The 26,962-nt window shown below is 33.4% G+C and carries 29 protein-coding genes and 1 pseudogene; 16 read left to right on the forward strand and 14 right to left on the reverse strand.

Translation table 11 applies throughout. From position 1 onward, the window contains the following. Positions 1-208 precede the first annotated feature (208 nt). From STK_RS04935 to STK_RS15585, 4 genes are all read right to left on the reverse strand, one after another. Positions 209-1,507, reverse strand: a complete 1,299-nt coding sequence (locus tag STK_RS04935) for a cryptochrome/photolyase family protein (protein WP_010978886.1) — start codon at positions 1,505-1,507, stop codon at positions 209-211. A 34-nt stretch (positions 1,508-1,541) separates the two neighbouring features. Next, positions 1,542-2,063 carry a type 1 glutamine amidotransferase domain-containing protein gene (locus STK_RS04940; protein WP_010978887.1) on the reverse strand — a complete coding sequence of 174 codons (522 nt, stop codon included), beginning with the start codon at positions 2,061-2,063 and terminating at the stop codon, positions 1,542-1,544. 81 nt (positions 2,064-2,144) lie between these two features. Then, entirely contained in the window at positions 2,145-2,657 is a 513-nt protein-coding gene (locus STK_RS15580) for a hypothetical protein (protein ID WP_010978888.1), read from the reverse strand. Between the two features lie 29 nt (positions 2,658-2,686). After that, positions 2,687-3,358 carry an MFS transporter gene (locus tag STK_RS15585; RefSeq protein ID WP_010978889.1) on the reverse strand — a complete coding sequence of 224 codons (672 nt, stop codon included), beginning with the start codon at positions 3,356-3,358 and terminating at the stop codon, positions 2,687-2,689. A gap of 120 nt (positions 3,359-3,478) precedes the next feature. On the opposite strand from STK_RS15585, the gene STK_RS04950 reads away from it, so the two are divergent. Further along, complete coding sequence (locus STK_RS04950) at positions 3,479-4,879, forward strand: glycosyltransferase (protein WP_052846434.1); 1,401 nt, start codon at positions 3,479-3,481, stop codon at positions 4,877-4,879. Here STK_RS04950 and STK_RS04955 read toward each other — a convergent pair. Further along, complete coding sequence (locus STK_RS04955) at positions 4,857-6,653, reverse strand: thermopsin (RefSeq protein WP_010978891.1); 1,797 nt, start codon at positions 6,651-6,653, stop codon at positions 4,857-4,859. The two genes, STK_RS04950 and STK_RS04955, sit on opposite strands and share 23 nt — an antisense overlap. Before the next feature lie 380 nt (positions 6,654-7,033). Here STK_RS04955 and STK_RS04960 point away from each other — a divergent pair, with 380 nt between their 5' ends. After that, positions 7,034-7,408, forward strand: coding sequence for a HEPN domain-containing protein (locus STK_RS04960; protein ID WP_010978892.1), 375 nt, complete (start codon positions 7,034-7,036; stop codon positions 7,406-7,408). Positions 7,409-7,496: 88 nt separating this feature from the next. Beyond that, positions 7,497-7,631 (forward strand): nucleotidyltransferase domain-containing protein, encoded by a 135-nt coding sequence (locus STK_RS15590; RefSeq protein ID WP_232616544.1) that lies wholly within the window; start codon positions 7,497-7,499, stop codon positions 7,629-7,631. 98 nt (positions 7,632-7,729) lie between these two features. On the opposite strand, the gene STK_RS04970 is transcribed toward STK_RS15590, so the two are convergent. Further along, positions 7,730-8,233 carry a PaREP1 family protein gene (locus STK_RS04970; RefSeq protein WP_198429746.1) on the reverse strand — a complete coding sequence of 168 codons (504 nt, stop codon included), beginning with the start codon at positions 8,231-8,233 and terminating at the stop codon, positions 7,730-7,732. A 327-nt stretch (positions 8,234-8,560) separates the two neighbouring features. Between STK_RS04970 and STK_RS04975 the strand changes: the two genes are divergently transcribed. From STK_RS04975 to STK_RS04985, 3 genes are all read left to right on the forward strand, one after another. Further along, on the forward strand, positions 8,561-8,767 hold the full coding sequence (locus STK_RS04975) for a type II toxin-antitoxin system VapB family antitoxin (protein ID WP_010978894.1): 207 nt from the start codon (positions 8,561-8,563) through the stop codon (positions 8,765-8,767). A gap of 25 nt (positions 8,768-8,792) precedes the next feature. Further along, the gene (locus tag STK_RS04980) at positions 8,793-9,170 is read left to right on the forward strand and encodes a type II toxin-antitoxin system VapC family toxin (RefSeq protein WP_010978895.1); all 378 of its coding nucleotides are present in this window, start codon (positions 8,793-8,795) and stop codon (positions 9,168-9,170) included. A 124-nt stretch (positions 9,171-9,294) separates the two neighbouring features. Then, on the forward strand, positions 9,295-9,906 hold the full coding sequence (locus tag STK_RS04985) for a hypothetical protein (protein ID WP_052846435.1): 612 nt from the start codon (positions 9,295-9,297) through the stop codon (positions 9,904-9,906). A 106-nt stretch (positions 9,907-10,012) separates the two neighbouring features. Here STK_RS04985 and STK_RS15170 read toward each other — a convergent pair whose 3' ends face one another. Beyond that, on the reverse strand, positions 10,013-10,168 hold the full coding sequence (locus STK_RS15170; RefSeq protein ID WP_198429747.1) for a hypothetical protein: 156 nt from the start codon (positions 10,166-10,168) through the stop codon (positions 10,013-10,015). Between the two features lie 31 nt (positions 10,169-10,199). Here STK_RS15170 and STK_RS04990 point away from each other — a divergent pair, with 31 nt between their 5' ends. From STK_RS04990 to STK_RS05010, 5 genes are all read left to right on the forward strand, one after another. Then, a complete protein-coding gene (locus tag STK_RS04990; RefSeq protein ID WP_198429748.1) occupies positions 10,200-11,870 on the forward strand; it encodes a protein kinase domain-containing protein in 1,671 nt (556 codons plus the stop codon). 40 nt (positions 11,871-11,910) lie between these two features. Continuing rightward, positions 11,911-12,990 carry an MFS transporter gene (locus STK_RS04995; protein WP_010978898.1) on the forward strand — a complete coding sequence of 360 codons (1,080 nt, stop codon included), beginning with the start codon at positions 11,911-11,913 and terminating at the stop codon, positions 12,988-12,990. A gap of 107 nt (positions 12,991-13,097) precedes the next feature. Continuing rightward, a complete protein-coding gene (locus STK_RS05000; RefSeq protein WP_010978899.1) occupies positions 13,098-13,796 on the forward strand; it encodes an ABC transporter ATP-binding protein in 699 nt (232 codons plus the stop codon). Then, the gene (locus STK_RS05005; protein WP_010978900.1) at positions 13,793-16,402 is read left to right on the forward strand and encodes a COG1361 S-layer family protein; all 2,610 of its coding nucleotides are present in this window, start codon (positions 13,793-13,795) and stop codon (positions 16,400-16,402) included. The genes STK_RS05000 and STK_RS05005 overlap by 4 nt, the downstream gene beginning before the upstream one ends. Next, the gene (locus STK_RS05010) at positions 16,399-17,670 is read left to right on the forward strand and encodes an ABC transporter permease (protein WP_010978901.1); all 1,272 of its coding nucleotides are present in this window, start codon (positions 16,399-16,401) and stop codon (positions 17,668-17,670) included. The genes STK_RS05005 and STK_RS05010 overlap by 4 nt, the downstream gene beginning before the upstream one ends. On the opposite strand, the gene STK_RS05015 is transcribed toward STK_RS05010, so the two are convergent. From STK_RS05015 to STK_RS05030, 4 genes and pseudogenes are all read right to left on the reverse strand, one after another. Continuing rightward, the gene (locus tag STK_RS05015) at positions 17,667-18,047 is read right to left on the reverse strand and encodes a PIN domain-containing protein (protein ID WP_232616520.1); all 381 of its coding nucleotides are present in this window, start codon (positions 18,045-18,047) and stop codon (positions 17,667-17,669) included. The genes STK_RS05010 and STK_RS05015 overlap by 4 nt on opposite strands. After that, complete coding sequence (locus STK_RS05020) at positions 18,025-18,264, reverse strand: AbrB/MazE/SpoVT family DNA-binding domain-containing protein (RefSeq protein ID WP_052846437.1); 240 nt, start codon at positions 18,262-18,264, stop codon at positions 18,025-18,027. The genes STK_RS05015 and STK_RS05020 overlap by 23 nt, the downstream gene beginning before the upstream one ends. Positions 18,265-18,455: 191 nt before the next feature. Beyond that, positions 18,456-19,448 carry an IS5-like element ISSto3 family transposase gene (locus STK_RS05025; protein ID WP_010978843.1) on the reverse strand — a complete coding sequence of 331 codons (993 nt, stop codon included), beginning with the start codon at positions 19,446-19,448 and terminating at the stop codon, positions 18,456-18,458. 122 nt (positions 19,449-19,570) lie between these two features. Then, a pseudogene (locus tag STK_RS05030) lies at positions 19,571-20,101 on the reverse strand (PD40 domain-containing protein); the annotation flags it as partial. A gap of 270 nt (positions 20,102-20,371) precedes the next feature. Between STK_RS05030 and STK_RS05035 the strand changes: the two are divergent. The 3 genes from STK_RS05035 (at position 20,372) to STK_RS05045 (ending at position 22,726) form a co-directional block, all read left to right on the forward strand. Beyond that, on the forward strand, positions 20,372-20,752 hold the full coding sequence (locus STK_RS05035; RefSeq protein WP_010978905.1) for a PaREP1 family protein: 381 nt from the start codon (positions 20,372-20,374) through the stop codon (positions 20,750-20,752). Further along, entirely contained in the window at positions 20,739-21,062 is a 324-nt protein-coding gene (locus STK_RS05040; protein ID WP_084742628.1) for a PaREP1 family protein, read from the forward strand. Before STK_RS05035 ends, STK_RS05040 begins: the two co-directional genes overlap by 14 nt. A 233-nt stretch (positions 21,063-21,295) precedes the next feature. After that, on the forward strand, positions 21,296-22,726 hold the full coding sequence (locus STK_RS05045; protein WP_010978906.1) for a sugar porter family MFS transporter: 1,431 nt from the start codon (positions 21,296-21,298) through the stop codon (positions 22,724-22,726). Positions 22,727-22,753: 27 nt separating this feature from the next. On the opposite strand, the gene STK_RS05050 is transcribed toward STK_RS05045, so the two are convergent. Next, on the reverse strand, positions 22,754-23,518 hold the full coding sequence (locus tag STK_RS05050; protein ID WP_010978907.1) for a zinc ribbon domain-containing protein: 765 nt from the start codon (positions 23,516-23,518) through the stop codon (positions 22,754-22,756). Positions 23,519-23,601: 83 nt separating this feature from the next. Here STK_RS05050 and STK_RS05055 point away from each other — a divergent pair, with 83 nt between their 5' ends. Together STK_RS05055 and STK_RS05060 are read left to right on the forward strand one after the other, a co-directional pair. Then, positions 23,602-24,102: a hypothetical protein gene (locus STK_RS05055; RefSeq protein ID WP_010978908.1), complete on the forward strand. Its 501-nt coding sequence runs from the start codon at positions 23,602-23,604 to the stop codon at positions 24,100-24,102. A 4-nt stretch (positions 24,103-24,106) separates the two neighbouring features. Continuing rightward, complete coding sequence (locus STK_RS05060) at positions 24,107-25,465, forward strand: hypothetical protein (RefSeq protein ID WP_010978909.1); 1,359 nt, start codon at positions 24,107-24,109, stop codon at positions 25,463-25,465. Here the strand turns inward: STK_RS05060 and STK_RS05065 are convergent. Next, on the reverse strand, positions 25,451-25,870 hold the full coding sequence (locus STK_RS05065; RefSeq protein WP_010978910.1) for a PaREP1 family protein: 420 nt from the start codon (positions 25,868-25,870) through the stop codon (positions 25,451-25,453). The genes STK_RS05060 and STK_RS05065 overlap by 15 nt on opposite strands. Continuing rightward, on the reverse strand, positions 25,870-26,946 hold the full coding sequence (locus STK_RS05070; RefSeq protein ID WP_010978911.1) for an acyl-CoA dehydrogenase family protein: 1,077 nt from the start codon (positions 26,944-26,946) through the stop codon (positions 25,870-25,872). Before STK_RS05070 ends, STK_RS05065 begins: the two co-directional genes overlap by 1 nt. Positions 26,947-26,962: the final 16 nt, after the last annotated feature.

The raw sequence follows: 26,962 nt of genomic DNA on the forward strand, positions 1-26,962 counted from the left end.
GAAACGTTCATTAAGATTTCAACTTTACTTGAGTTACATTTAATCATTATAACGTATATTTCACAGAAGCTAATACAAAACTCTATTTTGCTTTAGCCAGAAAAAGTACGTCCTATATTTGATATACATTAACATAAGGCTTTGTATGGCCTTTACCTGGCGATATTCACCTAACATTTTATGGATAAATGCATGAACTTTCTATTTATTATAAAACTGCCTTAACATTCTTATATTCACTTTTAACATAATTAACCCTTTCTAACCAGTTAACTATTGGTGAAGGATAACCAGGGACTTTTGTCTTATAGATGGAATGAATGATTGACGGGGGGACGTCTTTTAATTCTTCAACCCACTCTTTAATAAACTTAGCCTCTGGATCAAATTTCTCTTGCTGTTTCCACGGATTAAAAACTCTAAACATGTAATCAACGCCAGTAGAAGCAATCCACTGCCAATTACCATTATTAATAGCGGGGTCATAGTCAACTAATTTAGTAGCAAAATATCTCTCTCCCCATCTCCAGTCCACAAATAAAACTTTGACTAAGAAAAAGGCCACCAACATCCTAACTCTTCCATTTATATAGCCAGTTGAATTAAGCATCCTCATTCCTGCATCGATTATCGGATAACCCGTCCTTCCCTCTTTCCATGCTTCAAAGTAACTTTCATTATTTTCCCACGAAATATTATCATATTCTCTCCTATAACAATGTCCAAACACATGAGGGTTATAATAAGCTAAAAGCGTAAAGAAGTCTCTCCAATACAACTCTCTTACAAATTCCTCTTTACCCTTTTGAGTATAATAAGCCTCCCTCATCGATATTGTTCCGAATTTAAGGTGTGGGGATAGCCTATAGTTATTGTTCTCAGCTGGATAATCCCTTCTTCTAAAATCCACATTCCTATGTAATAGATAAAGTCCTTCTCTTCTACCACCACGAAACAAAGGAGACTCAATTTTCTTAAAAGTAAGGAGAAAATCCACATTCATGGAAGAATCCGTAACATCAAAACTACCCTCCATAGTCTCTGGTTCCCTAACCTTTACTTTACTAACCTCATTATAGAAAGAAGTGAAGTTCCTATGATGAAATAAGGACTTAGGAGTCAATAAATAGTCCTCATAGGCTTTGAACTCAATACCGTTTTCCTCGCATACTTTCCTTATTTTTTCATCTCTGGAAATACTAAAAGGGGTATAATCTTCATTAACGTAAATAGCGTCTACCTTGTTGAAGAATCTACTCACAACCTTTTCTGCCTCTCCAAAAAATACGTTAAGCCTACTTCCCTTTTTCCTTAACTCATCATCAAGTTCAAGTAAAGAGTTTATCATAAAAGAAACAGCAAACTCGGACTTGTAGGGATTATTAATTAATTGCCTAGGATCTGCTATAAAAACTGGGATTACCCTATCACACTCACTTAAAGCATAATTAAGCCCCGTATTATCTTCAAGCCTTAAATCCCTGCGAAATATGAATATACAATCCACATGCAATTAAAGAATAAAAAATAAAAAAATCGTGTTAGCTTTTTTCTCTCACACTTTTTAAAGCCTTTAACAGTCCTTTAGCAAAGTATGGCAGATCCCCTGGATGCCTTGAAGAAATTAAGTTTTCATCCTCAACTAGAGGGGCATCTACATATTCTCCTCCTGCAGCTACTATATCATCTTTAATTGAAGCAACAGAAGTAACTTTTCTACCTTTTATTACGCCAGCAGAAATCAACACTTGAGGACCGTGACAGATTGCTGCTACTGGCTTTTTATCTATGAAAAATCTCCTAGTTAGTTCTTTAACCTCTGGCAAAGTTCTTATTCTCTCCGGCCCCCTTCCTCCTGGAATAACTAAAGCTAAATAATCTTCCACCTTCACGTCTTTAAATGCTATATCTGCAACAACTGAATAACCGTGTTTACCAACAATCTTTGCCCCAGCCTCTTTACCTGCAATAACTGGCTGATATCCTTCTTCAATTACTCTGTAGAATGGGTACAGAAGCTCAATATCTTCATATTCATCTCCAACTATGAAAAGAACTTTCATAATAGTAGTTGTGTTTTTAAGTAGATAAAATTAATCATTCATTGGATTTATGATCTTTGCAAGCAACGTGATTAGATAAAATTAATCATTCATAGAAACATATTTCACTTTCTTTTTCGCTTGAGCTTCCGGTATATCCCAGAAGAACTTATAGTATAAGAACAGGTTTACTATGTTCACAATGAAAGAGGATATAAAGGGAATTGATAACGCTAAAGATAATAAGAATCCGGATAAAGTTGTTGACACTGCTGAAGGTAACAGTCTTGCTGTCTGATTAATACCGCTCGCTGTAGCTCTTCTCCTTTCACTTACTAAATTCATCATCAAAGCTTGTTGTGAAGGTAAGGCAAAAACTCTAAATGTGGTAAATAAAACATAATCTATCTCCGCTAGCAGTGATATATGAAGGAATGGGAAAATTAAGACTAAAACTGATGAAATTCCTCTGGTTATAATGATGAAGCTTACAAATCCTAATAATTCGGTAAAGTAAGGTGTTAAGAACATTACTGTAGCAGATACTATTCCACCAAAAAATACAACTAGACCAATTTCGGGTTGAGTTAATGAATAAAATTTCTCAAAAATCACCGGAATAAATGGTGTTATAAGACCTTGTGCTATTCCGTTAAATATTCAGTATATGTAAACTTCTTAATCACGTTTAAATCCTTATTCTTTTCTTGTTTATTCTTTTCTTCATCTTTTTCTCTCCTTATAATAGGGGATACTCTTATTGGGACAGATACGATAAATGAGATTAATGATAAGACTAAACCTAAAACGAAAAGTTCGTCATAGTTTTTGATATAACTTAACAATGCTCCACCAGCTCCAGCATAGGTTGAAGCTAAAGTAAAGATAGAATATATTTTAGTCCTATTTTCTTGACTGACTTTTTCTGCTAAAATAGCGGTCTGAATGGGGGCAACTGTAGCACCAACTCCTCCTCCGACTAAACCTCCAGCAATACCGAAACCACCTAGTGCAGAAGCTAAAGCTAAAAAGTAAAAGTTGTTAGTCAACAATAATATGATTATGCTAATTGGAAGGAAGGACAAGGTGATTAATAACGCTATTTTTCTACCTCGAATATCAGCGAAAATAGAGAAGATAAACGCTATTAAGGGAGAAGCGAATGCACCTACACCAAATAATACTCCTATCTGAAGTAATGATAAGCCTATATGAAGAAAATATAGACCTATAACTACTGCAAGGAACCCTGCTGTTATGCTTCTCGTTATCCTAGATATTAAAAGAAGTATTATGTCTATTTTGTTCCTATCCACAATTTAACCTTAGATCTTGGGATAAAAAATTTTTCAGTACCAAACTGTAATAAAAATTATTTTGCAAAAATTATTTGTATGCGGAAACACTTAAAAGGTAAAGCTCATAAGAAATTACACATGATAATCAGTATCACTGCGGAGTTAGGAATTGACTTTGGTGAGAACTTTGCAGGTGGTTTAGGCGTTCTCGAAGGAGATAAGTTTTATGCCTCAGCAAGATTAGGAATTGATTACACTGTCTTTACATTATTTTATAGAAAAGGATATACTGGAAATGAGGAGAAACAGAAAGAATTGCTTAAAAATCTTGTTAAAGAATGGGAGACTGAAATAGAACTTAAAAAGGGTAAAATAAAGATCGAATACTTAACGTATAAACTTAATACTGCAAAAGCTATATTTATTAACATTTTATCACCAGATTGGGCTAAAAGACTTAACGAGAAACTTTACATTGAGAATTCTGAAGAAGATAGATTTTACAAATATTTAGTCCTTGCTAAAGCAACTGAGAAATACATTAGTGAGAAGATAGGTTGGGATAAGATAAAATATGTTGACTTGCAAGAAGCCTATCCGTCTTTCTTACCATTATTAAAATATTTTCCTAGATACAGAATAATAATACACACACCAGCACCGTGGGGTCATCCCACATTTCCTGCAAGATATTTCAAAGAAGAATTTGGCTTTGAATTTCCCTTTGATCCAGTTGTTATGACTGAAATAGGATTATCTTCAGCCGTGCAAGGAATAGTAGTCTCAAAAAAGATGCTTCATCACGTAAGCAAAACATTTCCACATCATATGCATAAAATAAAGGCTATAACGAATGCTGTTGAAATACCCAGATGGAGACATCCATTATTAAATAACGTCAAAGATCTTGATGATTTTATCAAGAAGAAAAAAGAAGTGAAAAAAGAGAGTTTAAAGAAACTAGGAAAGGAGAGTGATAAACCCACAATAGGCTGGGTAAGGAGAATAACTCAATATAAAAGACCAGAATTCATATTAAGATTAATTGACGAATTAAGGGATGATGTCGTTTTTATAATTGGTGGAAAGGCTCATCCATATGAGTATTATGGTGTAGAATTAGAGAAAAAGTTTAAGGAATATGCTCAAAAAAGAAATAATGTAATTTACGTTCAGGGGGTGGATATACAGCAAATGAAATTAGCAATATGGTCTAGTGACATATGGACCTTTACACCTTATTCTGGATGGGAGGCTAGTGGAACAAGTTTTATGAAGGCTGGAGTGAATGGAGTTCCTTCTGTAGCATCAAGAGACGGTGCCGTACCAGAGATTATTAAGGATGGATATAATGGTTGGCTTTATGGAGAAGATAGATACGAGCTTCTACCAGTAGACACATATGATAGGGAATATGAGGAATTCGCAAGAAAGGTGAAGGAGGCTTTAAACAAGTATTATGAAGTTGGCTATAATGCTTATCATACTTTTTCCGATTTTTGTTCTATGGATAGACTTATGAAAGAATACGCTTTATAAGCCATACTAAAGCTATGACTAAAACTAATATAATGCAAAGATTTACATAATTTATACCTATTATTTCTTTCTCCACTATAGGAGAAGTAACTTCAACTGTTGCTCCGTTAGTTACATTATAAGTACCTATCCATTTTACTGTTAAAATAAGAAATGTAGGGGAATACAAGGTTATATTACTCCCTTGATTTACCCAATAAGTCGAGTTATCTACCATTACCTTAAATTGCTTTATATATTTCGGAGTATAGTTAATTAAAGGTTGCTGAACATACACTGTATTGGTTGTGAGAATATATCTTTCATTATTGTTAAAGTAAATTTCTTTTGGCAACGTTATTTTACTACCATTACTATACCAGCCTCTTAATATACTACCATTAGGTAGAATAATAGATACGTAAAAATAATAGGTGTAATTTACATAAATCTCAACTACTTTAGGCAGAGTACTATAGCTAATTATATAACCATTTTCAACTTTTACGCCGTTAACATAGATGGAATTTAGTCTAGCTACTTCGTATTTAGAACTTATGTTTTCTGGGAAATATATTTTATAACTAGAATTAACGTAAAAGGAGTAATTGTAAGGGAGAACACGGATGTAAAGCAAATATGGATTTGAGGGATTAAAATGAGTTGTAAGAAGGGATAAGGTCTCATTACCTACGTAAACATTAGCGTAGCCATGAATTAATGAAACATGAAGATTTGTTACACCCTCACCAGTATTTACACCATATGTGTAAATTGACCTAAAAGGAGTCCAGCCATAAGTTGAATTATAATAAAGTGCCAAGGTGGCATTTAATGAAATAAAGGTAGTAATTTCACCGTCTTCATACCCTCCAAAAACGAATTCAGTATCATAAGCATGATAATTCCCGGTTAAATTGAAAGGGTCTACAAGTATGTAACCTTTAAATGGAAAGTAAGCAGTAGTAAAGAACCTTACCATAGGCTCTATTATTGACCCATTTTGAATAATAATATATCCAAAGGAAATTTTTACCCCGTTACTTACATTGCTTACATTTATTATAAGATAGCCAGCAAAGGGAAGTCTATACGTAGAATAAGAAGTAGAGTTAAAGTAAAAGAAAGAACTATTTAAACTTGCTAAGGGAGAAGTTAAGTTCCATATGTTTGTAACAAACTGTAGAATGTTTTTATTCGTAATAAAGCTAATTACATTTTGCAAAAATAAACTCTGATTACCTCCACGTAATACAGCATTTAATTGCAGAGACGCACCATAATGCATATAGAACGTGGAGTTATACGCATAGATTGATGATATATTAAAATAGCCTAATATCGCATTTGTAGTTATAACACATGAAGATTTGTTACTTACACCATAAGCAGCTATACCTATAGCTGAATCGTTTTTTGGCTGTGTTATCAACGCATAAACATTGTAGGGTATAGTATACAACTTATAGTTCTGAGGGGAAGGATAAGAGTTCTTATAACCATCTATGACTACAATGTAATTTCCTTGAGGCAAATAGAAAGAATAATTTCCCTTACTTATATTCGTTACTACTATTGCACTTGTAGTTAAGTTTTTGATCCAGTACATAAACTGTGTTGGAGTAAAGATCAAAAGTGGAAAAGTTTGATTAGAGTAGGAGACTACGACTATTTTATACCCTTCTGATAAACTAACGTTAAAATAAATATATTGAGAAGAAGGATGGGGAATTGAAGCTAATGAGATTGGAATAAAAAGAGGAAGGATTAATATCAGAAATACTAAATATCTCACATAATGTTGTATTTAATTCCGGTATTAATATTTTTTACAAAATCAAGGAGTGTAAGAATGATATGATAGTTTAGCTAATTTTTTCTATTTTAATTATTATTTACAAAAGCCCTAGCCTTATATTTATTTTTCATTATTGATTTTCTTTATGAATAACTAGACTATTCGGATTCAAATAGTCATTTTTGTTTTTCATTAGCCGTCATATATATTTTAAAGATTTTTATCTCATCTTATCATTTATCAATTTATTATTCGGATTAAGATGAAACTAAATTCGTATTATCAGCCCTAAACCATCTGTGTTCTTCTTCATATAACTAATTATTTTTCTTTTATCCACTAAAAACTCTTTTTATGTACTAGTCTTATATACTACCATGGCTGATCACCTAAAAAGAAATGCATTGGACTTTTTCGCTGGAGCAGAGTACGATATTAGAAACGGAAAGCATAACTCAGCAATGTCTCATGTAGAACAATCACTCCAATTGGCACTTAAGTATGTTTTATTTCAACTTAAAGGGAGTTTTGAGAAAACTCACGATATTATTAGCTTACTCGATGAAGTTATAGACTTAACGAGAAATGAGAAGTTGAAGAAAATACGCAATGAAGAGGCGAGTACGTTAGAGGTAATTAGAGAGTCATACATAAAATCTCGTTACTTTCATTTTTATGTAGACCGATTAGTAGTTGAAAGAGCGTTTAATACAACCAAAGTGATCTTAAATGAGCTTGGACTGGTGAAGTAGAAGAAAGGAGATATTAACTCATGCTAGAGAATATGTTAAAGAAATAAAGAGAATATGTGTTGAAGAAATAGATAAGAATTGTAGAGTTATTCTTTTTGGGTCTGTGGCAAGAGGTAATTACAGAGTAGATAGTGATATCGATGTTCTAATAATTACTGAACTTGCTGATGATGTATGGAAGAGGGCTGAAATAGCTGTGAAAATCCATAATAGATTGGTTTAGTGATCCTTTAGAGCTTCACATAGTTACTCCAAGAGTTTATGATGAGTGGTATAAGAGGTTTATAGACGTTTATGAGGAGTTTTAACGTCGAGACGATATTATACCTCATTTAACCTATCTAAAATATCTTTAGCTTCTTTATCTTTCCCTAGACTTACTAACATTCTAATCATTTTTCTTATTAAGATTTTTAAGTCCTCTATTGCGTCCTTCCTATCTGCATAATCGCTAGTCCCCCTGTATATTCCGTTATATGCATATCTATGAAGCTTTAGTGCTAGAGAATTTGTTCCTATAACATCTGCGTAACCTAATTCCTCTAATCTCCTAGCTATTCCATTAAGCCCAGTAGTGGGAGCTAAAAACCCGGCTTTATAATACCACTCCCTCTCCTTTTCATCCTTGGGCATTTTATCTAAATTCATCGAAACTAAAACGCTAACTATTGCTTTCCACGCCATAAATGCCTTTTGAGACGCATTCCTACTGTACCCCCTTTTGAGTAACTCTATTGCCAGATTAAGTTCAACAATTGCCTCTTCAAGCTTAAAATTAATATAACTCTGAAGATTCTTAACCTGAGGTACTGTACCCTCTCCCATAAAGTATGTTATCCTTTTATTCATATTTAAGCTGATTCTTTCTTTTGGAATATTCCTCAATCTCGCAAAATTTATTTAGAGTCCTTTTACCTCTTTAAAAATTTAATTTTATGCTATACATAAGCTTAAAGTTTTAGCTTATTTATTATATATTTTTTCTTTAAATCTTTAAGGAAATCAACTGTATTCAGTTAATGTATGTTTAGCTTATTACTTTTTCGATTATTGAGATCCTACGTGAAGGAGTATTAGCCTAATATTTTAAGATATGCTAATACTACCTTCATTCTACTTAAAACTAATAATAAATAGCAGAGAAAATAGCATGTGAGGTTACCTAAAGAGCTTAAGGAGAAGATGGAAAAATACGAGGTTGATTGGGATCAGTTAATCAAAGATTTCATAGAAAAGAAGGTTGAAGAATTAGAAAGAGAAAATCATGCTAAAAAAGCAAAAGAGTTACTAAGTTCCATAGACCTTTCAACTAACGGTTTTGCTATAAAAGAGGTGAGGAGACATAGAGAAGGTAATTGATACAAGTGTAATATCTGTAGTTGTAATGAAAGGTGAAAATTGGGATAGAATAATTGAATATATTCCTAACGGAATCACTCTAGATATTTCTTACTATGAGGTTCTAAATGTGATATCATCAGCAAAAAAGAAGAAAATAGTAGATAAAGAGAAAAGTAAGGTATTATATGACGCGGTAAACGAACTTATGAAATCTATGAAAGTTTACAGTGCATATAACTACTTAAAGGAAGGTTTTGAAATTTCTAACGAGTATAACATATCGCTTTACGATGGATTATTTTTAGCCTTAGCTTTGTCTCATAATGCAGAGTTATTAACGTTTTCAAGGAATCAAATAAAAGTTGCAACTAAACTAGGAATAACGTATAACAAGGATCTATTAATGAATCATGAGTACTAATAATTTTCTATTTTTAAAAGGAATTAATTAAATTTCTTTCCTCATCTTTTTTAACTTTCACCTAGGAAAGTAAATGTAGACAAGATTAGTAATGAATATATATTACGAATACAATAATATGAATATGCAAATTAATAAAAGTTTGCTAAAAAGAGACGTTGAAAACCTTGAAATTAGAAAGCTGATAGAAGAGAGGAAGATTGATAATATTGACGGAGATTGGATTAGAATTACCGATTATTTTTCTTTTGATAAGGAAATAATATACACCCTCGTTAATAAGTATAAAAGGAATTATGGTTCTTTGGCTCCCACTATATCTTTGGCTTTGCTTTTATATGGTGTTGGTTTAGAAAAAAGAGAAACATATATGAAGGAAGAAAAGGATTGGGAATATGTAAAAAGGATGATTGGTAGATTTCCATTTGACGAGTATTATGATTATGAGAATAGAGTGTATGAAATTAACGTAAAGACATTGAAGCTATTAAACCAAACACATTATCTAAGACTTAGAAGAAATGATTTTACACATTTACAAGCATGGGTTTTGGCAGTTTATCTAGCTAAACTAGAAGAAAATGGCTGTTCTTTTCATCCAGTTAGAGAGAATGGAATTCTCGTAGGATTGAGTGTCAGCGGAAATAAAGAAAATATCCGTAAAGTTGAAGAAGAAATAAAAAAGGATTATGGGGTTTTATTTGATTTAAACGCTGGTTGGTTCCTCTACATTTAAATATTATTAATACAATTTACACTTAGGCGCTGGGATGCTGAACGGTGATTGACGACCACCGGCACTGATGTGTGATGCGAATGAGAATAATTAATAAGAAGCTTTTTTATTCTTCAATAGCGAACCTCTTTCTCATTCTCATCTTCAGTATAGGTTTCCATAAAGAATTATTAGGATTAATCTCAATCCCTTTCTCAATTCTTTCCTCTACTAATAGAAAATATCTTAAAATAGCACTTGTGTTAACCTTTCTATCCAGCATTTTAGAGTTTCCAACCATAGAGTACCCGGTGGTGTTACTGCTATCATTCGTAGTGTTGTTTAATTTCTTCGTAGGTACTCTTATAGTTTCAATTACTGATCTTGTATTTCTGTTAACCTTCTTAGGTTACGAAATAGTTAGAGTGCCATTAAGTTCATTCCTTTTAATTCCTTTAGCAACAACTTCAGCTTATATTGGTTTTCTATGTGTGAGAGCATTGAAAGGTTTAGATTATAATGTTATCGCATTTAAAGTCCAAGGACTTCCAAACGGTACTACTTGGTACCTAACATTTAATAACGGCACATATCCTGTAACTGAAAATTATGCAGAGATTATTGCAGATAAGGGAACATGGATAATTTGCCCGATAAAGGTTGGAAACCAATACTACGTCCCAGACAAATATGTAGGCGAGTCTGTAGGTGGTGATATAATAAGCATTAATTTTACTAAGGTAACGTCCATAGACCCTATTAAATATCCAGAATGCATAATTACTTTTGTTGGAAGAAACATACCAACTGATATTGTACTGAGAGTAGACGGTAAGAAATACTCTGGAAAAGAGGTAACAATTTTCCCTTCAACAGTTAGTGTAAATTGGATTGCAGAAGACATAATCATTGGTGATCTACTGTTTGAACCAAAGGTTAAATCTGGGATGGCAAGTAGAGGACAAAGAGTGGAAATAGAATTTGAACCTAGATTGATGAGGAAAAAAAGTCAATTTGACGTTTACAACTGGGATCCTATGAATTGGATTGGAGAGAACGTATATGGGTATAAAATTTCAGAAATTATAGGTGAAGGTGGAGGGAGCTACGTTTTAAAGGGAGAAAAAGATAACAAGTATTATGCAATAAAAGTTCTAAAGGTACAGCCCACAAAATCCCAAACGGTAGCCCTTAGGGACTTCATCGATTTATTTAAAGAGTCAAACAGCCTTATTGAACTGAGTAACCATGAGGGTTTAGTTAAATTATTCGGTATTTTTGTAGATATTAATCAAATAGGAAGCATAATGCGTGGAGACGGTGAAACGTATTTACGATATCCACCTTCTATTGTTATGGAATTTATGGAAGGTGGTACGGTTAAAGATCTTTTGAAGTTTTATTACACGGATAAAAAGTGGTATGATTTAGTTAGAATTATCCTTCTTAGAGTTTCCTTAGCACTATCACACATTCATAAATCTGGATATGTGCACCTAGATATAAAACCACAGAACATATTCTTTTCTGAAACACTACCTAACAATATTGCTGATATTCTTTCATTTCTTTCAGTGAAACCGCAAGTAGTAAAATTGGGTGATCTGGGTTCAGCAACAAAAATTGGGGGAAAAATAACGCAAATTACCCCAGAATATAGTTCACCTAAACAGATAGAAAATGCAATTTTAGGTTTAGGAGCAACAACTGATATGGATATTTTCTCCTTTGGAATACTTGCATATCATTTACTTACAGGAGGTAAAGTAAGTCCTACAGCAAAACTAATTGATGAGACAATTGAGCTATATAACAATAATAAGATAAGGGATGCATTGTTAAAAATTGATGAGGCAAAGAAGGTATTGGAGAGCTGGAATATAGATTTGCCTTCAGGTGTGCCTTTGTCCTTGGAAGAAGTCGTTAAAGGCTGTATAAAAGGGAAAATAAATAGTATGGAAGAAATAGTCAAAAAACTTAGTTAATAAAGGTCGAACTTCTAAGGTTCTAATTAAATTGAAAAACATGGATAAGGAGAATTTTTTACTGATTTTATCTTCCTCACTTAACGGTATTATATGGGGAGCGAATATAATAATTATTGCATTGTACTTTAAATCTCTCGGCTTATCACCATTACTAATTGGAGAAATATTGAGCGGCTCAATTATTGCTAGTACCTTTTTATCCTTATTATGGGGAGTTCTAGGTGATGCGTACGGAAGAAAAAAGTTCTTCTTTGTTTCTAGGGGACTAAGTGCACTCTCTTACTTTCTTCTACTCTTTTCTCCTTTTGCATATCTCTTTGCTAATCAAGGTTACGGACTAGTCACTTCAATAATTGCTGAGAAATCAAAAGATCTTGATAAAGATATGGCATATAGAACATCTCTTAATACTCTTTTTTCTATTATAGGATCACTACTTCCCGCGATTTTAAATTATAGGGAAATAATTATTGCCGACTTTATTATTGTGGTAATAACAACACTTATGTTAATCCCCGTGAACGAGAAATATAAAGGGACTAAAGTCATTTCATTAAGGATCTCTTCATTTAGACTTCTCGGAAAACTATCAACTGAAGCAATAATTGGATTGGGAGCAGGAATCTTATTGCCTATGATGTCCTTATGGTTTAACCTGAAGTTTGGAGTTTCTGCTTCATCCCTTTCTCCAATATATGCTATTTCAGAATTCTCTTTAGCAGTAGGTCTTCTCTTCTCCCCATATCTAGGTAAGCTAATGGGGAGAATAAGAGCAATTTTCATCACTCATCTAGTGGCTATATTGATTTTATTTCTAATACCCTTCTCCTCAGATATTCTAATTGCTGGATCCTTATACGTATTAAGAAACACAATGATGAATTTAAGTTCACCATTAATGAGCGCCTTCGTCATGAAAGCTATTAGAGAAGAAGAAAGAGGTAGGGTTAATAGTATGTTACAACTATTAGATGCTATTCCACGTTCAGTAGGACCTAGTTTTACCGGTTATTTATTTGAATTAGGTAGCCTTTCCTTACCTTTCTTTATAACTGGAACTCTTTATTTAATAGCAACTTTGCTGTTTTACTATTTTTTCAAGGATGTAAAAATATGATACATTTTTCTAAACTATATCTGTTATCGAAACTGATATCATAATATATAGATATCGAAACTATTATCAATAAATTTATAAAGAAAAGATATATCTATCAGATAGATATGAGTGAAGATGAATTAATAATAATTGAGAACCTAAAGAAAATTTATAAAATAAAAAACGTCGAATTTCCAGCCTTACGTGGTATTAATCTAAAGATTTATAAAGGAGAATTTTTAGGTATTGCTGGACCTTCTGGATCTGGTAAAACAACATTACTAGATATGATAGGATTATTAGATTCGCCTACAGAAGGAAAGATCATAATAGATAAGAAAGATGTAACTAAATTCGATGAAGATAAAAGAGCTATCTTCAGAAGGAAAAATATTGGTTTTGTTTTCCAGTCTTACAATTTAATCTCATACTTAACTGTTTTAGAAAACGTTGAGCTAGCATTAGCTGCTGCTGGATATCCAGTTAGTAAAAGAAAAGCAAAAGCTGAAGAAATATTATCCATGATACCTGGAATGCTTGAGCTCAAAAATAAAAAACCAAACGAACTTTCAGCTGGACAACAACAAAGAGTAGCTATAGCCAGAGCGTTAGCTAATGATCCCAAAATATTGATAGCAGATGAGCCTACAGCAAACCTTGACTCTAAAACCGGAGAAGCAATCGTTGAATTACTCAGAAAGCTAAACGAGGAGAAAGGTGTTACAATAGTAATGGCAACTCATGATCCTATGATGATGAAGTACGTGGATAGACTTGTATACATAAGAGATGGACTTATTGAAAAAGAGGTGATCCAAAAATGAAAAGACTGAGTTTGCTTTTAGTTTTATTCTTGTTAATCTCACCATTACTTTCTTTAGCTTTACCCACTACTTCAACTAACTTCTCAGCTACAGCTCAATGGGAAGTTACACCTCCATATAACGTAGCACCGGGAGAAACTTTAGTACCAGCACAAGTCACGTTAACGTATAATGGAGAGTTTACCTTATATAATGTTATAATTAAACCTTATAATTTTCCAGCAATATCACCATTTACTTCAAATACAACTTATGAAATTAGCAAAATTGAACCCGGACAACAGTTAAGCTTAGTATTTCTAGTCAATATATCTCCCTCAATACCTCTGGGAGTATATAATTTCTACATTTCAATATACAACTCAAGCATTGTATTTCCGGATTGCGTAGTTTCAGCCCAACTACCAGTTTTAGGATATGTAAACCTATATGCTACAGCCCAAGCATCCGGTATTTTATTCCCTGGAGAACGAGATGTACCAATTGACATAACAATTTATGATACTGGTAGTGTATCGGCAACTGATGTGACTTTATTCTTAAACTCTTCTTACCCTATACAATTTGTGACTAAGGAGGTTAAAGTTCCCGAGATTTCCACAACCACACCAGCCACAGTTCAAGTGTTAGCTAATGTTTATAGTAACGCGACAGTAGGAACATATCAGTTAAAGCTAACTGCGTTAGTATTCGGAACTCTATACAAATCCTTAAATGTAAGCGTTTCAATTAACAGTAATCAAACTGTTGAAGGTAAACTGTTAAACCCAAGCGTAATAGATGATATAGGTTCCTATCAAGATAATGTACCAATAAACCTTCAGCTGGAATATACCGGGCCAGTGGAGATAAACAGTTACTCAATAATTATAACCTTACCACAAGGTTTTACTAATGAAAGTGGAGGAAATGAGATAATTATTAATGGAGGAAGCGTTCAACCAAATGAAATTATACCTCTAACATTCTCTTTAAATACTAAAAACATTAATTTAACATCATATACTTTCCCCATTAAAATCATCTGGAACGCCGTTGAAGGTGAAGGAGAAATAGTTAGTGTAGTACAATATATCTCATTTACATTAATTGCCATGGGAAATAATGAAATTCAAATTACACCTCTAACCTCTATTTTATACTCTAACAGCATAAATAACGTTACTATCTTACTCACTAATCAAGGTAGTGGAAATATTTATAACGTAACTTTATCAGTTTCTTCTCCTCAAGCATCAATACTAAGTTACAAAAGTCAAATTCCAGAAATAAAAGCCGGGCAAAGTGTTTCAATACCAATCGAATTATTTATACCAGAGGCACTTCAAGGGAATTCACTCTCTATAACAATTTCATTAAACTATTTGAATAGTATGTACGAAGAGTCACAATACTCTCAAGAATTAGGATTTTACGTAGCAAGTAAGAATTACGTACCAATCTTAATATCTTTAAACCCACCAATTTTATCACCAGGAGAATTCCAAAGCACACAGTTAATTCTGCAAAACACATTAAATACAACATTATATAATGTGAGTATATCCTTATCTTCTCAAGGTATATACTTAAATAATACAGTATTTGAAATCCACACAATTAGTCCACACGGAAATTACACAGTTCCAATAGAGCTTTTCTCCTCTTCTCCCGGTACATACACATTAACAGTGAGTGTGTCATACTTTGATTCGCTTGTTCAAAATTCAGAGGAGTTGAACATACCAATCTATTTCAGTCAACTTAACGCACCATCAGTTCCAATCTTACTTACATTAAACTATACTGTTCTAACATATGACATATTACAAAACGCTAAATTGCTTATAACGAATACACTTAACGAACCTATTTATAATGTTACCATTTCCCTTTCGTCTCAAGGAGAAATTTACGTAAATAATACCATTATAACACTACCAGAATTAAAACCATTAGAAACACTATCTATTCCAATAAAAGTATATGTTGGAACTACAGGAATTGTAAGCATAAGCGCAAGTATGTCTTATTACATATCTGGACAGCAAAAAGAATCTGAAGAATTAATAAATTCACTTGCCGCAGGATCAGTAGATCTTGTAGTAACTAGTGTAACTACACTTAATGTAGGTACAATTATATCAGTAACTGGAACAATTTATAACTTTGGCACTGGTAGTGCTAATGGTTTAACTGTTATTGCAGAACCAACAAGAGGATTACAAGTCGTAGGACAAAATACCTATTATGTGGGTAACTTAGGTCCAGATACATCATCAACATTTACCTTTGCATTTAGAATACTTAATGTTACTGCATTTAACAGAACAGCATTTAATGGTTTTTCAGATCCATCTAGCTTTACTAGAAGCTTTGCTAACTTTACTGGAAGAGTATTTCTAGTACCAATTGAATTCGTTTACACTAATGATATTGGTCAAGTGATTCATACATATTCAAACATTACAATTCACGTTACAAATTCATCAGAAGCTTTTACAACTCTTACTTTTCATAGTACAACTACTCATGGTAGGTTCTTTACTCTTATAGGAATACTTATACTAGTAGTTATAGTGATAGTCGTCGTAGTATTAGTGTTAAGGAGGAGGAGAAAAGAATGAAAGCCAATGATATAATTTGGTTAGCGTACAAAGGTTTAATATCAAGAAAAGCTATAGCTATTTTAGCTGTAATTGCAGTCTTAATAGGAGTTGCTAGCGTTACTATCTTAGTAGCCTTTACTCAAGGAGTTAGCCAGTCAATTCTCTCAATAGTCGAATCCCTAGGTCCTAAAACTATCTTAGTTTTACCGGCTAGAGGTGAAGGTTTAACACAGGCTACAGTAGTTAGCCTTGAAGGTTTACCAGATATAGAAGCAATTTACCCAATTGTTAGCGGATTTGGATCAATAAATATTGAGGGACAAAGTATGGGAGTTACAATTATAGGAATTAATAACCTTTCAGCGTTATTAGGTCAAGTATTATTAACATCTGGCACTATATATCCGCCAGTTACAACACCAGAAGCAGTTATTGGATCCCAAGTTGCTAATCCTTTGCCCGGAGTATTTATAACTCCTGGCGATACTATAACAGTACAAATTGGAAGAGATGAGACAGTACCTATAGAAGTAGTAGGTGTTTTATCTCCTTCTGGTGCAAATCCGTTGTCAAACTCTGAAACATCAATATTCTTACCACTAAGTGAGGCAATGGCTATCTTAAATAGAACAACATATAGTGAGATAATTATAGAGGCTGATAGTGTTAATGATGTAAATACCGTGGCTACATTAATTCAGGATATTTATGGTAATGAGCTTAGTGTAATTACAGTTCAGCAACTTATCAACACTGTATCAACGATAACTGGTGGATTTAGCTTCTTACTTATTTCAGTAGCCTCAATATCTCTATTTGTAGGAGCAATAGGAATAATGGGTATAATGTTAAGTAGAGTTTATCAAAGGATTAGAGAAATAGGAATAATGAAAACATTAGGCTTAACCACTAGGGACGTACTGCTCGTTTTCCTTACAGAATCTGGAATAATTGGGTTATTAGGTGGAATTGCAGGGATTTTGGTAGGTTTAATCGGAACATCATTCTTCGACATTATCTCGTCTTTTACAAGTACCACGTCTATTCCGAATAGTAATGAAGGATTTGGAGCGGCGGGTAGAGGAGGATTTGGAGCAGGGTTTGGAGGTAGAGGGTTTGGAAGAGCGGCTAGTTCTATATCATCGTTTACCTTTAAGCCTATAATATCTGTTGAAGCTATTGCAATAGCTTTAGCTGTAGCTATAATAGTAAGCTTAATTGCTGGAATATATCCAGCTTGGAAAGCATCAAAACTCACAGTAATTGACGCTATTAGAAGAGACTAACCATTTAATCTACTACCTTTTTTCTTCATTTTATGATCATAAGTAAGTATTTTAAGCTTCAATCTTCTAGCCAGAGAAATTATCATATAGTCATTAAAATCATCATATGATTTAGGTGAGTTTCTAATTGCGAAATATATGTCCTCTAAGGTATTTTCAACTACTTCTATCTTTGGATCAGATAAAACGTTATCAATAACATCGTTTAAGCTAAACCCGTTTTTTATTAGAAAGTATGCAAGTTCAGAGATCGCAATTATGGGTAAGTAAGCTTTGCGTAATTTTTCCCAATCTTTTATTGCTAATTTATGAAAAATATGATCTTCAAAAATTACCGCAATCACAAAATTAGTATCAACTACTGCTATCTCTTCCAATTTCCTCTCCAGCCTCTGCTATAATTTTGTTAATATCCTCATCAGTAAACTTCCTACCTAACCTAAGACCTAATGATGCAATATTTCCACTTTTCTTTTCTATAATTATTCTGTTGTTTTCGACATAAACTAACAGTCTATCACCTACTCGAATATTTAGCCTATTCCTAATCGTGGAGGGGATAGTTATTTGATAATTTCTCGTGAGAGCGTCCAACGCGTAATTAACGTGAATAACTAAATAAAGTAAAAAGTTATAAAACACGTTTGCTTAGAATTAAATTCACTTAATTACTACGAGTGAGATAATATAAAATCAGTTTATTAAATGCAATTGCAAATAATCTCGCAATTTTCGATAACCCAAGCTGAGAGAACTTTTCTAACATGCTTTCCCACCGAGTTTTTCTAGTGTAGGACACGCCTTTTCCTAAGAGCCCTAAACCGCTGAATATTATAAGCTAAACCTACGAGATTAGCAAAAGTATTCAACACCTCTAAACTCCTAGCAAAACACCTCATGTGCTCCTTGAGGAAAATCCCAAAAAACTCAACACCACTCCTCAAAACTCCCAAACCCTTTCTAGCCCTAATTACCTTACCCCTCTCCACAAACCCCCTATCCACAAGCGTAACCACATTAGGCACAATAGGAGACCTCGAGTCAGAAACATTAGCTAAAACTAACTCAACCTTAGATACCATAAGGGTTTTAGAAGAAACCTCAGCAAAACACTTCCCCCCAAACCAAGCCTTACCCCACTTCCTACCCCAACTCCCCTCATGCTCCCTAACAGTATAATCCCTAGGGAAATGAGAAAAAAGCTCCTCCCTCTTTCCCTCATCAAGTGAAGCAAGAACCTCATGAGGCTTCCTCTTAGAATCAATCTCCCTCAAATCAAGCAATAACTTCTCAATATGAGTCTCAATACTCTTCTTACCATTAGGCAACTCAACGGGAAAACTATCAAGCAACCTTATATCCCTTCCAAACTTCTCCTCTGCTAGTAGATGGTGTGTTGGGAGTTGTTCTTCTTCAACGAGTGATTCAAATCTTCTGAATACCTTGAGGAGTAAATCCCTTATTCTGTCACTAAACTTGTGGACAAACCAGTGTAGTGAGGACTTTGATGGGATTTCTTTAACTTTGAGGAAACGCTTTACCACAATATTTGTAGCTGCGAGTTCAATTGTCCCCCTATAAGACTCTCTATAGAGTACCATAACAATCAGCATCTTCAAGTAAGTCAAGGGGTCATATTGAGTGAACTTGAAACCCTCGAACTCCCTTCTGATCACATCATCTAGCTCTTTCAAGATCTCCTCGCAATCCAAAAGATATTTACTCTTCCAACCCAAATATTTTTGGGGGATTACGCTTTGGTAAATTTCGATGCCCATTGTATAACCTAGGCGTAATCCCCCTTAAGTATTATTATCCAATTGGGTTCTGTAATTCTTGCTTTTTCTATAAAAATTTATTAATAAAGTAAATTACGTTAATTACACATTGGACGCTCTCACGTGTTTCCTTTATCGTAAGATATCAAAAACTCACCTTTAGTTCCACCCTTATAACCCTTCCAGAATGGTAAGTCCTGATAGCCTCTAGCTATAACTATAATGTCCCCAGAAATTGCAATGTTAGAAATAGGGCCGAAGGGTATCTTCTCCATTGTTCCATCATTTATGTTTATTTTATATGTCTCACTCCATTGTGGGAAGGGCGTATGGAAATCAGTTAAGACGAGTATTTCGTCATCTGACAACCAGCCTAAAACTCTAGTATTCATACTGCCGAAAAATGTAATTCTTTTAGTTTCACCGTTTCCCGTTATAAATATGTCTCCACCACCTTTACCTTTCCTTAACCAAATAATAGTATATGCGATTTTCTTTCCATCTGGGCTTATTTTTGGTCTTATTGCGACTCCTTGTCCGCTAGTTACCCTTATTGGTTTCATATCCTCTAATGTCATTAACCAAACGTCGTCATCTGAAGTAAAGGCTACTAGATTTCCCCTTATGTCAGGATGTAAATAATAGCCTTTCATATAACTAATGAATTGCGAAGTATAAAAAGTGTTTTTCCTTTTTGTGATAGTCATTTTACAAATCAAGCAATGTAAAGTAAACTCATAAAAAATTTATAGTAATGCTATTTACTACTATATAAGAGAATTCATGAAAACTTGATGGAGTATTTCAAATTGCTCTATATCTCTTTGAGTAATATAGTAATCTTATGGTTATTATCACAAAATAAACTCTTTTCGAAGAGTATATGGTAATTTATTTATTCGAGGTAGGACTAATGTATATTAATGCAGATTTTGAAAACCTCTGCTGATGTTTATTTGGAGGAAGCTGATGAGTTGCTTTTTAGGGGTGATGTTGTTCAAGCTTGTGAGAAGTATTATAAGGCTGCTGAAGAGGCAATAAAAATCCTCTCTAGTATTATTCTTGAAAAAAACATAATTGACGAAGTTTTAAATAAAAATTGGAATACTGAAATAATCAATAAGGCAGTCTTTGAGTTATCATCAATACTTGGCAAATGGATAATTGAAAGTTGGGGATCAGCTGTAGCGCTGGTAACGGTAAGTCTTGATCCTCAACAAGTAAAGAAATATAGGGAAAATATAGTTAAATTAGTTCAAGTTGCTAACGAAAGATTCAATAGAAAGATTATTGAAAGAAGCTGATGAGTTGCTTTTTAGGGGTGATGTTGTTCAAGCTTGTGAGAAGTATTATAAGGCTGCTGAAGAGGCAATAAAAATCCTCTCTTATAAAAATTCTATAAAAACTATTCTTAAAGTAAATCAAATAGGTCACTGGAACTCAAAGCTTTATTTCGATTATATTGATGAACTTGAAAAAATTTATCCAGATATAAGAACGTTATGGATTTCAGCCTGGATATTGCATGTTGAGGGATTTCATGAAGGAAGATTAACTAAGGAAAATGTTCTAATTCTAAAAAATGATATTAAAAGACTAGTTAGATTAATCTAATAGCATACTGATTTTTGATTAAAATTATATAAGGAACATATAAAATCAAGTTTACGATAAAAATTTTATTAAAGAAATAGATAATTCATAAACATATTTTTTATTTATTTCAATATAGTTAATTTTATACTTTATTTGGAATGTATAAATAAAACAATATTATTTAAATGGAGTATCTACTCGCTAATCAATTAGAGTAAGATTTAAAATATATAAATAAAAAATATTTTCTAATGTCGTCTTATGAAGATTTGTTAAAAGTTTTAGATTCTAGAAAGGTAACCAGACTTTACTGGATTATAACTATTTTAGCGGCTATTGGTGGTTTTCTGTTTGGTTATGATACTGCAGTAATTGGTACTGCAGCGGAGTTTGCTCCTTATCACTATTCTGGTTTTCTGTTAGGTTATGAGATTGCCAGTGCCTCTTTAGGAGCTGCTATTGGTGCTATTATTGCCTATTTTTATACCGATAGATACGGTAGGAAATCTCTTCTGATTTTAGACGCTGGTATTTATACTGCTGCAGCTGTTCTTTCTGCTTTAACTATTAATGGTATTATGTTACTTGTAATGAGGACTATTATAGGTATTGCTATTGGTGCTGATTCTGCTGTTGCTACTGCTTATATAACTGAATACGCTCCTAAAGATAAGAGAGGTTCCCTAGCGATTATGCAACAGTGGATGATAACTATTGGTATTTTAGGTTCTTATCTTGTGGGTTCTGCAATTCTTTATTTTCTACCATCATTAGCTTATGTTTTTGATTGGAGGCTAATTTTAGGCTTAGCAGCTGTTCCAGCTCTTATAGGTTTAATATTTAGGTTCATGATGCCAGAGTCCCCAAGGTGGTTAATTTATACTGGACAATTTGATAAGCTTAAGAGGGAATTAGCAAAGTTTGGTATAAGTGTTTCTGATGATGTTTTAGAGAGAACTAGAACGGAGATTCAAAGTGAGATGAGTATTAAGTTAGATACTGCTGCTAAGAAAGCCTTACTTCTTGTTGGTTTATGGTTAGTTTTCCAACAAATTACTGGGATTAATGTACCATTTTATTATGGTCCAATACTTCTTTCAAAACTTCATATTTTCTCTTCAACTACCAATCCGGTTTATAGTGCTATTGATGGTGTTCTTGAGTCTACTATTTTAGCGGTTATAAATGTTGCAGCTACATATATTGCTTTTAGGTATATTGATAAGATTGGAAGAAGGACTTTAGGTATTTCAGCATATATTGGTATGGCGATATTTGATTTGATAGGTGGTATTTCAACGCTATTCGGTTTTGATATTGGTTTGCTCATCTCCTTTGCTGGCTTTATAATTTTCTTTGCTTATGGTGTTGGTGGTACTGGCTGGTTGATTCAAGCTGAGTATTTTGATACTAGAATTAGGGGTAGGATGGCAGCCATTGGTGCTTTAATTGATTGGTTAGCTAATTTTGCTTTAATTGAGGTATTTCCAGTAATGTTATCTACTGTAGGATTAGGCGGTTCTATGTTTATATTCTTTATACTTGATTTAGTAGCGTTAGTGTTTGTTTACTTCTTTATACCAGAAACTAAGGGAATGTCCTTAGAGGATGTAGTTAAGATGTTTTCATCGGTACCCATTTCTAAAATTAAGAATGGGAGAGAGATTGTATTAAGTAAGTAATTTTTTATACAATTGTTTTTATAAAAATCAAGTTATTTCCATATAGTTAATTAGTTTTTCTATTTGAGTTGTTGTATAGTTTAATTGCTCTCCATGTAATGAGTAAACTTCTATGTATATAATATAAGGTCCGAACTCTGTTATTTCAGCTATTATATTTGTTGATTGTAATATAGTGAGTGGGTATGTATTGAGTGTAGTCTGCACTCCGTGGTATTTCTCTGTATAATTTAAGTAAAACGCCTTAGCTAATTTATTAGATGAGAAGTTTATGTAAAGTACCACTAGATTATAATCTGAGAAGCCAAAGAATTGATAATATGCTGTTATATTTTGTGATAGTGGAAAGTGCATTATGCTTGATATTTGTATTGCGTCTGAAGTATATTCTGGTCCTAATGTGACCCAGTTTCCGCCTAATATGTTATCTATTTCGTACGTTGTTAGTGGTTGTACGCCTATCACTTCATCATGAACGTTAATATTTGATAAGGGTATTAAGAGTATAAGTATTATGGCTATAGCTATTGCTGATATGATTATTAATTTCTTTTTTTCTTCTTTTCTGCTTTGTATTGTGGTTACTCTCCTAGTAGGTTGCTGGACTATAGTTTGCATTGCTGGAATAAGCTGTCTGGTCTTTAGTGAATAACCACATTTTGCACAGAAGTTTGCTTCTGGTTTGTTAGGATAACTGCATCTTGGGCAAATATTGTTTAAATATGTTCCACATTTTTTGCAGTAGTTCGCTATGTCAAGATTAGCAGTTCCGCATCTTGGACAAAATTTCATCCTCTTTCATTAGCTTTTTCTCATTATAAATTTTTATTCATTAGGGGAAGGGTATTTAAGGAGTTTTAATTAAGTTTCTAGATATGATTTCTAAGGAGGATGTAATTTCGGTTATTAAAGAACTTTATGATGGTAAACCTGTTGCTTTTTCTAAGATAAAGAGGAAAATTAAGGCCGACCCAGAGGAGATAGAGAGAGTTTTGAATGAACTTGAGAGAGAGGGTTTAGTGAAGAAGTATGATGTTGGTGGAGGTAAGGCTTATGAGGTCTCAAGCATGGATAGCCTATCACTAATACTTTCTGAGATTAGGAAGTTGAAGGAGGAGATTAAGAGGCTTCAGGATATGATTATTGAAAGGCAAAAGCTTTCTGTTTCTTCTTTTGATGATGCTTATGATAGAGTTAAGGATAGTTTAGGTTATGCTAAGTTAAGTGATATTAGGCTTGAGTTGGGTTTGTCTAAGGAGGAGTTTTATTCTAAGTTTAGGTCTCATGTGGAAAGTAATTATGAGTTAATTGCAGGTGGCGATGAGGGATTTGTAAGGAAAGGTTCTGTCTACGGTATTATAAAGAAGAAAGGGTGATAGTATGATATGTGATGTTCCTAAAGTGGCTGTTACAACTTGGTCATCTAGGGGAGTTATCTTAGTTGGTCCTACCTATAGGCAGTATTTAAACAAGGCGTTAGATGCTGTAAAAAATAAGGAGGTCGCTTCAATTATTGGTCAACCAGGTATGGGTAAGACTACTATATTAAAGAAGGTTGAGGAGACAGTTTTTTCCTTCTCTACTACTCCTTTCTACTTAGATTTAGCTAGCAAGGGTGAGATTGAAGATGAGTTTTGGAGTAAGGTTAGTGGTGATAAGGTTAGGAGTGTTATTTATCCTTTGTTAGAGAGAGATAAGAAGAAATATGGATACTCCTTTTTCAAGAAACTGTTTGGTGTTTCATTTAGGTCTCATCTTGATTCTCTATGTGAAAAGATGATTTCTGATGACGACAAACTTTTGCGTTTATACTGCTTAAAATATAATAGGGATTTTGATGGTATGTTAAAGTTTATTGAAGATTTTAAGTCATTTGATAACATAGCTCTTCTAATTGATGAGGTAAGGGAAACTCATATCACTAAGATTCACAGGTTAATAAACTCTGGTCTGAACGTTTCTATCCTTATCGCTATTCCTACTGATAGTTATAGTAGGATTACTGATTTAGCAATTAGAAGGAGATTGGATGAAAGTAGGATTTCTCTAGATTCCTTAACTTCTGAAGATATTAAGGAGATAGTTGAGGCATATTGTAAACCCTTGTCTGAGGAATTTTTCCCTATCGTCTTGTCTCTCTGGAAGGGAAGAGAGCTAAATACTGTTAGTAGTATTTTACAGTTTATTAGGAGTGAGGTTGAAAAGGCTAGTAAGGAGTGTGGTGATAATATTAATTGTTTAAAGGAGAGGATAAGGACTTCCTATAGTTTAAGTAATGTTGAGGAAGATTCAAAGAACTTAGAGAGATTAATTAGGGACTCTCTTTCCTCTCTATCAAAAGAGTTTAATATATCTTATGTTCACCCGAGGGGTAAGAGGATTGAGGTTAAGGGTAAGAGCTTTGTTGTTGGCTTGTTCTTCATACTAGATAATGAGGCCTATATTGGTTTAGTAAAACTGTATAATAATGAGGTTAAGGTTGAAGATGAGGATGTCAAGCTTTTGAGCTATGTCTCTGCTGTAGAGCATGATAAGAAAGAGTACTCGGTTAAGTATCGCTTTGTAGTTACAAATTCTTCTTCGCTTGAAGTTCCTTCAGTTGTGAATAAGTTAGAATTTAATACTATGGAAGTTGTAAGAGTGTTACAAGGTGATAATGAGATCCTAGAAGAAAAAGTAAGGGGATTCTTAAAATCTATTACTTCTCAACAAGGTAAAAGCGAGCTAGCCGTTACCTAACTCTTTCTGAATATTTTTTATTTTATCTAATTCTTTATCTGCTAGATGTTCTTTTATCCAATCGTAGTTAAGTAAAAATAGTAGTTCTCTTATGTCTTTTTCATCCACGTTTTTATTTTTCCATTGATCAAAGAGTCTTAGGGCTTTTTGTGTCATTTCGTAAATGCCACTATATTTCTCCTCTAGTTCTTTAGCAACTTTTAGCATTTCTTTTTTCGGTACTGCACATTTTGTATCCTTTCTATGTAAGTCATGTTTCATTGCTAGTGATTGTAACATTCTTCTTTCTGCCTTATAGGCTCTAAATGCCGATAGCCTTAAATCTCCTTTTTTGAGTCTTTCATAAGAAATTAAGAAGTCGTTTAAACTCATTCTTGCATATGTTTTTTCGTCTCGTATTGGCATTATGCTATCAGCAATCCTCCTAATACTTTCTTTGATAATTCTAATGTTTGGAAGTGTAACATTGTTGCCCTAACATCTCTATAATATTTTTCTATTTTTAATGCATTACTAAATCCGTGTCCTCCCGTTATTCTCAGTGCTTTATCGATAACTTCTAGTGCTGTTTCTGTGTTAAATATTCTTGCTTTTAATATTGCTGGGAGTGATGTGGACTGTTCTGCAGCCTGATAAACCATTTGTTTTAGTGCTTCAACTTTTGCTGCCATTTCTGCTAAGTATATTTGGACTCCTTCAAATGAAGCTAAAGTATTTTGTCCGAGTTTTCTGTTTTTCACATGATTTAAGGCTTCTTCAAACGCTCCTTCTGCTAAACCATAAGCTATTGCTGATACTCCTAACATTCCTATTCTTCCTAATACTCCTAAGAATTTTACTGCATCATCAATTATCATATAGTCCTTTGGTACTTCTGCATTTTCAATTATTAATTCTCCCCAAGATATTCCTTTCATTCCTAATGACGTGAATTTTTGTCCGCTCTTTACTTGGTTTTTCTCAAGTAAGAATACCCCGGGTTTTTGTTGCCCTTGTATTTTTGAGATCAGTAAGTATAAGTCCAGTTCTCCAGCACCAGTTATGAATGTTTTTGAACCGTTTATTACGTATTTATCTCCCTTTAATTCTGCTGTAGTATTTAATACTGCGTTTATTGCTCCTCCTACACTTTCCGTTCCAGCAGCTCCGATTAGTATTTTTCCTTCAACTAAGTCTTTCATGTATTTTTCTTTAACTTGCTGGTTTGCAAATGCATGTAATGCTATTGTTGAAGCTATGTGTGTTACATAAAGCCACGCTGTTGATGGTGAGGCTTTTGCTATGGTTTTTACTACATCTACGAATGTTTTTGCTGGTAATTCTAAACCGTAAGGTTTCGGTATTAATATTCCCATGAATCCTTGTTGCGCTAATAATTCAAGGTTTTTTCTTGGGAATATTCCTTGTTCTTCACTTGTAGAGTCTAGCTGTTTTGAGAGTTCATTTGCTGATTGGATAATAAGCTCTGCTTCTTCGGACATATCTTCAGTTGAGTAT

The organism is Sulfurisphaera tokodaii str. 7 (genome assembly GCF_000011205.1).
Taxonomy (GTDB): domain Archaea; phylum Thermoproteota; class Thermoprotei_A; order Sulfolobales; family Sulfolobaceae; genus Sulfurisphaera; species Sulfurisphaera tokodaii.

Bases quoted from the DNA above. Each gene is read 5' to 3' on its own strand.
- STK_RS05055 (WP_010978908.1), top strand. From the start codon at position 23,602: ATGATTTCTAAGGAGGATGTAATTTCGGTTATTAAAGAACTTTATGAT.
- STK_RS04950 (WP_052846434.1), top strand. From the start codon at position 3,479: ATGATAATCAGTATCACTGCGGAGTTAGGAATTGACTTTGGTGAGAAC.
- STK_RS04940 (WP_010978887.1), bottom strand. From the start codon at position 2,063: ATGAAAGTTCTTTTCATAGTTGGAGATGAATATGAAGATATTGAGCTT.
- STK_RS05010 (WP_010978901.1), top strand. From the start codon at position 16,399: ATGAAAGCCAATGATATAATTTGGTTAGCGTACAAAGGTTTAATATCA.
- STK_RS15170 (WP_198429747.1), bottom strand. From the start codon at position 10,168: ATGCTGGATAGAAAGGTTAACACAAGTGCTATTTTAAGATATTTTCTA.
- STK_RS05065 (WP_010978910.1), bottom strand. From the start codon at position 25,870: ATGCCAATACGAGACGAAAAAACATATGCAAGAATGAGTTTAAACGAC.
- STK_RS05005 (WP_010978900.1), top strand. From the start codon at position 13,793: ATGAAAAGACTGAGTTTGCTTTTAGTTTTATTCTTGTTAATCTCACCA.
- STK_RS04995 (WP_010978898.1), top strand. From the start codon at position 11,911: ATGGATAAGGAGAATTTTTTACTGATTTTATCTTCCTCACTTAACGGT.
- STK_RS05070 (WP_010978911.1), bottom strand. From the start codon at position 26,946: ATGTCCGAAGAAGCAGAGCTTATTATCCAATCAGCAAATGAACTCTCA.
- STK_RS04960 (WP_010978892.1), top strand. From the start codon at position 7,034: ATGGCTGATCACCTAAAAAGAAATGCATTGGACTTTTTCGCTGGAGCA.
- STK_RS05035 (WP_010978905.1), top strand. From the start codon at position 20,372: ATGCAGATTTTGAAAACCTCTGCTGATGTTTATTTGGAGGAAGCTGAT.
- STK_RS05060 (WP_010978909.1), top strand. From the start codon at position 24,107: ATGATATGTGATGTTCCTAAAGTGGCTGTTACAACTTGGTCATCTAGG.
- STK_RS05045 (WP_010978906.1), top strand. From the start codon at position 21,296: ATGTCGTCTTATGAAGATTTGTTAAAAGTTTTAGATTCTAGAAAGGTA.
- STK_RS05050 (WP_010978907.1), bottom strand. From the start codon at position 23,518: ATGAAATTTTGTCCAAGATGCGGAACTGCTAATCTTGACATAGCGAAC.
- STK_RS05000 (WP_010978899.1), top strand. From the start codon at position 13,098: ATGAGTGAAGATGAATTAATAATAATTGAGAACCTAAAGAAAATTTAT.
- STK_RS04985 (WP_052846435.1), top strand. From the start codon at position 9,295: ATGCAAATTAATAAAAGTTTGCTAAAAAGAGACGTTGAAAACCTTGAA.
- STK_RS05025 (WP_010978843.1), bottom strand. From the start codon at position 19,448: ATGGGCATCGAAATTTACCAAAGCGTAATCCCCCAAAAATATTTGGGT.
- STK_RS04970 (WP_198429746.1), bottom strand. From the start codon at position 8,233: ATGGGAGAGGGTACAGTACCTCAGGTTAAGAATCTTCAGAGTTATATT.
- STK_RS04980 (WP_010978895.1), top strand. From the start codon at position 8,793: ATGAAAGGTGAAAATTGGGATAGAATAATTGAATATATTCCTAACGGA.